Origin of the sequence: Fusobacterium sp. (assembly GCF_032477075.1) — a bacterium.
Lineage (GTDB): Bacteria > Fusobacteriota > Fusobacteriia > Fusobacteriales > Fusobacteriaceae > Fusobacterium_A.
The window spans coordinates 1-4674 of the sequence record NZ_JAWDXO010000070.1; the positions used below are offsets into that span (position 1 = coordinate 1).

A 4674-nucleotide genomic window follows, 5' to 3' on the forward strand; every position below is an offset into this window, starting at 1 on the left:
CATCTTTATTTTTTCCTCCACCTATAGCTCCAGCTACATTTCTTGCTAAGCTTGGTTTTTCTGCTATTATTAATTTCATTTCATTCTCTCCTTTTTATTAATTTCTTTTGTACTTTAAATTCAAAAAATTTTGTAAGTCATAACAAGCGATCCTTAAGTAATTCTAAATCTTTTTTTGTTAGTATTAATGCCTCTTCTATTCCTACACATTTCAAAAATATTTTTTCTCCTTCTTTTACTTTTAATTCATATTTTTCTAAAATATCTTCAAATTTTCCTGAATAAGGCTCATAGTTCCCAAAAGTACTTTCATAACTTTCTTTTTTCTTTTTAATTTTCTTTTGTGAATTTAATATTGCAGTTTTATACTTCATATAGTTCTGCCATCTAATTGTTTGGTAGGGTAAAGAGTGCATATTTTTAATAACTTCAATTATTACCTCTTCTTCTTTTCTTGTAAAATAGGCTTCTATATCCACCCACTTATCATTTAAATACTCTTGCTTATCTACAATTGTTTCAAATAAAATCATGATAGGATAATTCTTTATTTCTAAAAATGATCTTATCAATAATTTATAAGCCATAATTTCACAGTTTTCCATTATTCCTCCTGATTTTTTATTTCAATTATAGTACCTTGTAATGCTCCTGAATGACTATGTTTAAAGCAAAATCCTATCAGTTTCTCTTCTGCTATTCTTATATTTCTATATATTTTTGCTTTCTTTATGTTTGTTGTACAGCCCCCTTCAGTTAAATAAAGTCTTTTTTGATTACTAGCAACTACTATCTCTACTACATATTTTTTCATATCTTCTTCTTCATCTTCTTCTATAAGATAAGTTACATAAGAACATGATTGTGTTCCTCGAGTGTTGTCAATATTATCAAAATTTTTAATATTCTCACTTAAAATCTTATAAAATTCTTCTTTTGATATGTTTTCTGACTCTGAACAAATGCAACTATCATTAGTGTATACATCTTTGTCATAGCTTGATATCTCATATTCCAATCTATACCCCATTTGTTCTAATTTTTCTTTGTTTATTTCTTCAAATTTGACATATCCCTCATAATCTTTATCAAAAGAACATTTAAGAAAATTACTCATATAGTAATCTCCAATTTCTGCATATTTCCCATCTTCAGAAATATATTTAACTCCTTTTCCTATAGATTGATCTTTATCTGAGAATGGTATTTCTAAATTAGTATTTAAATCAAATAATTTATATTTTATAGTTATAGATAACCCTGCTAAAACTTCATTCCCCATCTTTATACCTGGGTGTGCTAAAAAAACTTGATCATATCCTAATCTATATATTTTCTTCATTCTTTTCCTCCCATTTAACAGGTTCTAAAAGTAATTTTTTCCTAAGTATATCTGCCTTTACAATATTTCCTTTTTCTATTTTTATATTTTGAAATATATCCTGAAGAGTTATTCCCATAATTATATTTTCTACAATAGACTCATCTATTAATTCTCCTTTATATTGATTCCATTCTGATCTATCTTCATAAAAATCAATATGTACAAAATCATCAAACTTTTCAAAATACTCTTTCATTTTATCTTTTTCTAAAGTTGTATACTCATAATCCATAGTAGAAAGATAATAGAATTTTGATTTTTCATCTTTTTTAAACTCTAAATTATAAAACATATGAGCTTCATAATAATTCTTATTTTCACTTTTAGTATCATATGATAGTTTCCACTCAACATATAATTTTTTTATCTCTTGAAGTTCTTCAAATGTATCAAATATTAATGGTATTCCATGTAATGCTTTTCTTCCTTCTCTTTTGGAAATTAAGCTATAGCTTTTATTTGGAAAAGGCTTTAAAATTCTTAAACTTAATGGAATTTCAACCTCATTATTTTTAAATACTTGAACTTTTCCCTTTAAATAATTATTAACATATCTAAAATAAAATTTATTTTCTAACCACAAAATATATTTATCTTCATAATTCAATCCTGGATATATTTTTTCTAATTCTTTATTTATCTCTGTTTTAAAAAAATTGGGAATTCTAATTAGTGATTCCATCATTGTCATTTTATCTTTCTCCCTTAAACTGTACTTGTTTTCTTATATTCTTCATAAAATTCTTTGAGAGTATATCCTGTCTTTTTAAAATATTGTGTTCCTCCTGTGAAACCTTCAGGATATTTATCATCATATATTTCATAATCAGCCTCCATAAAATCATAAATCTTATAGTGAAAATCATCTTTGATTAAGAGAATATATGGTATATCTAAATTTTCATCATACCTCATAAAAAAGACTGGATCTTTAACATATTTATTATTTTCATCTCTTATAAGTTTTAATGGAACTTTCATTGATATAGCCCATAAATTATTTTTCCCTACTCGCCATTCTGTTTCGTGATAAAAATCTTCACTTTGAATAAACAGAAGAAATTCATCATAGACTTCATCTTCTGGTTTTTTTATATATTCTTCTATTACTCTTTTATCTGGAAAAGTATGCAAGTGTCTTTCCATGACTATATAATATTTTCCATCTCTTTTTACTATCTTTCCTTTGTTCATTTCATATATATTAAGTTTTTCAATTATTGATATAGTTTTCTCCATTTACTCTCCTTTGCTTGTATTCAGATTCTTTCTTATCAACTTTCTAATATCTTCAGCTCCCAAAATCTCTTTATCTTCAAAAATTGTATTTCCATTTTCATCAATAACTCTTACCATAAAACCAAATTCATTAAATTCCAGTTTTAAAAGAACTTTTTTATTCTTATCTAAAAACTTTATAAATCTAGGAAAATTATTATTTTGAAATTTACTAATATCTTTTATGTTTTTATCCATAATTATTTCAATATATGAAATTTCTTGAAGTTTTAAAAAATATTTCGTCATTTCCATAAAATTTGCTGTTCTATCTTCAAAAATATAAATTGATTTCCAAGTATTAAATTGACTTGAACGTAATTCTTTTTCTTTGCCACCTGTTGAGTAACTTACTATATGCTGATTATGCCTGTTGTTAATGTGGATAATATAATCCTCATCTAAAATAATATTTTTTTCATATATGAAATTCTCATATTCTTCAGGACTTAATAAAATTTCTTTTGTTCCAAAACTATTTTTTAATAATAAACTTATGAATTTAGATAGAATTATTTCTTGATTACTATAATTCTTTCTTTTCTTGAAAATAATCCATAACATTAAACCCAAAATTAATATAATTATCATATGAAATTTAATTAAATAAAGTAATAATTTATCCAAAATATCTATTTGATTATCTAAAAATATGCACAATCTTAAACTCCCACTCATAGCAAAACATGCTAATGCTAATCCTCCAAATATAATAGTTCCAAATTGACATGTATCTATTAAAAAAGTGTATTTTTTCTTCTTTGTAAATAAAAAATATAATCCAAAATATAAAAGTAAAAAAATTAAAAATACTATTCCCATTATTATTCCAAACCTAAAATATGTTATTATATTTTTCTTGAAAACCTCATTTCTTGTCACATTAAGAATCTCTATTATTGACATATTCACTCCTTTCCTATTCCTAATTCATATGCTTTCTTTATTATTTACTACATTACTTACGTCTAGTAATAAAATATACTATAATATATAAAATATTATAAGCAAAGAAATAAGGTACATAATATACAGTTGGAAGATATTCTTTAAATAATAAACGAAGAATTACGTTCATTACTAACATTATAACCAGCCCATAGTACAATTTTAAAAATTTCTCTCTTTTCATTACTTTTCTCCCTGTCCTGCTATTTTATTCCTCTATTAAGTATTTTTTTGCTCTTCTTTCAAGTTCAAGCATTGCTCTATTAAATTTTCCAAAATCTTCTTTGCTCATTATTTCTTCAAATGAAATATTTCCATCATCATCTGTATACAACAATTTCAAAGTCTCTTCTTCTCTATCTTTTTTAACTTTGTAATTTGATATTCTCTTTATATCTCTTTCAATTTTTTTCTCATCTATATTATCTATTATTTGCCTGGCAAGCATCATCTTTACGCCTAAATATTCTAATTCTTTTGATGTCTTTTTAAATTCTTTAAAATCAGTTTCAGACATATTATTTTTTATATACATATAATCCTTCATTCCTAACACTCCATAGTTAAATAAAGGAATAAAATAAAAACTTGCTGTTATAATAAAAGCTAAGAGTGATACTAAAGGAGTAAGCTCCATATTAAATTTCCCTCTACTAACAAAATATAAACATATTGCTGTAGCCCCTATAACGGGAAGTAATATTTGAAATAATATTTCTAAATACATCTTTTCCTCCTATTTTTTTATTCATATTAAATTTTATTTTAAAATTTCTTTTCTAATTATATTCAAAGATGTTTCAATAAATTATTTTAAATAATTTTTATTAAAATAAGTCTTTAATATATTGTTTTATCAATGCTTTTTCTTTTCTATATTAGATTCTATTCTCTCCTTTAAAACCAATTTCATATATACCTCTTTGAGTAGTTCAAAATATCTTTTCTGATTATCTCCATATGGTGCATTAAGATCTCTTTTATATTTTTCTTCTGCTTCATCATAAAGTTCAAATAGCTCTACTTCATTTAAGTTGTTATAAGCTTCATCTACTGCTTTTTCT

8 protein-coding genes are annotated in these 4674 nt (G+C 24.2%); all 8 read right to left on the reverse strand.

Annotation, left to right across the window (positions count from 1 at the left end):
- Positions 1-137 precede the first annotated feature (137 nt).
- Complete coding sequence (locus E6771_RS15685; protein WP_316092279.1) at positions 138-605, reverse strand: hypothetical protein; 468 nt, start codon at positions 603-605, stop codon at positions 138-140.
- Complete coding sequence (locus E6771_RS15690; RefSeq protein ID WP_316092280.1) at positions 605-1342, reverse strand: hypothetical protein; 738 nt, start codon at positions 1340-1342, stop codon at positions 605-607. Before E6771_RS15690 ends, E6771_RS15685 begins: the two co-directional genes overlap by 1 nt.
- Positions 1326-2066, reverse strand: coding sequence for a hypothetical protein (locus E6771_RS15695; protein ID WP_316092281.1), 741 nt, complete (start codon positions 2064-2066; stop codon positions 1326-1328). The genes E6771_RS15690 and E6771_RS15695 overlap by 17 nt, the downstream gene beginning before the upstream one ends.
- Positions 2067-2089: 23 nt before the next feature.
- Positions 2090-2623 (reverse strand): hypothetical protein, encoded by a 534-nt coding sequence (locus E6771_RS15700; RefSeq protein ID WP_316092282.1) that lies wholly within the window; start codon positions 2621-2623, stop codon positions 2090-2092.
- A complete protein-coding gene (locus E6771_RS15705; RefSeq protein ID WP_316092283.1) occupies positions 2624-3568 on the reverse strand; it encodes a hypothetical protein in 945 nt (314 codons plus the stop codon). It abuts the gene before it with no gap.
- A gap of 52 nt (positions 3569-3620) precedes the next feature.
- The gene (locus E6771_RS15710) at positions 3621-3794 is read right to left on the reverse strand and encodes a hypothetical protein (protein ID WP_316092284.1); all 174 of its coding nucleotides are present in this window, start codon (positions 3792-3794) and stop codon (positions 3621-3623) included.
- 24 nt (positions 3795-3818) lie between these two features.
- Positions 3819-4337 carry a hypothetical protein gene (locus tag E6771_RS15715; RefSeq protein WP_316092286.1) on the reverse strand — a complete coding sequence of 173 codons (519 nt, stop codon included), beginning with the start codon at positions 4335-4337 and terminating at the stop codon, positions 3819-3821.
- 129 nt (positions 4338-4466) lie between these two features.
- Positions 4467-4674, reverse strand: a 208-nt coding sequence (locus E6771_RS15720) for a hypothetical protein (protein WP_316092287.1), incomplete at its 5' end; no start/stop codon positions are given.

What these genes read in the sequence shown, in the direction of transcription:
- E6771_RS15685 (WP_316092279.1), bottom strand. Translation starts at nt 605, where the DNA reads ATGGAAAACTGTGAAATTATGGCTTATAAATTATTGATAAGATCATTT.
- E6771_RS15690 (WP_316092280.1), bottom strand. Translation starts at nt 1,342, where the DNA reads ATGAAGAAAATATATAGATTAGGATATGATCAAGTTTTTTTAGCACAC.
- E6771_RS15695 (WP_316092281.1), bottom strand. Translation starts at nt 2,066, where the DNA reads ATGGAATCACTAATTAGAATTCCCAATTTTTTTAAAACAGAGATAAAT.
- E6771_RS15700 (WP_316092282.1), bottom strand. Translation starts at nt 2,623, where the DNA reads ATGGAGAAAACTATATCAATAATTGAAAAACTTAATATATATGAAATG.
- E6771_RS15705 (WP_316092283.1), bottom strand. Translation starts at nt 3,568, where the DNA reads ATGTCAATAATAGAGATTCTTAATGTGACAAGAAATGAGGTTTTCAAG.
- E6771_RS15710 (WP_316092284.1), bottom strand. Translation starts at nt 3,794, where the DNA reads ATGAAAAGAGAGAAATTTTTAAAATTGTACTATGGGCTGGTTATAATG.
- E6771_RS15715 (WP_316092286.1), bottom strand. Translation starts at nt 4,337, where the DNA reads ATGTATTTAGAAATATTATTTCAAATATTACTTCCCGTTATAGGGGCT.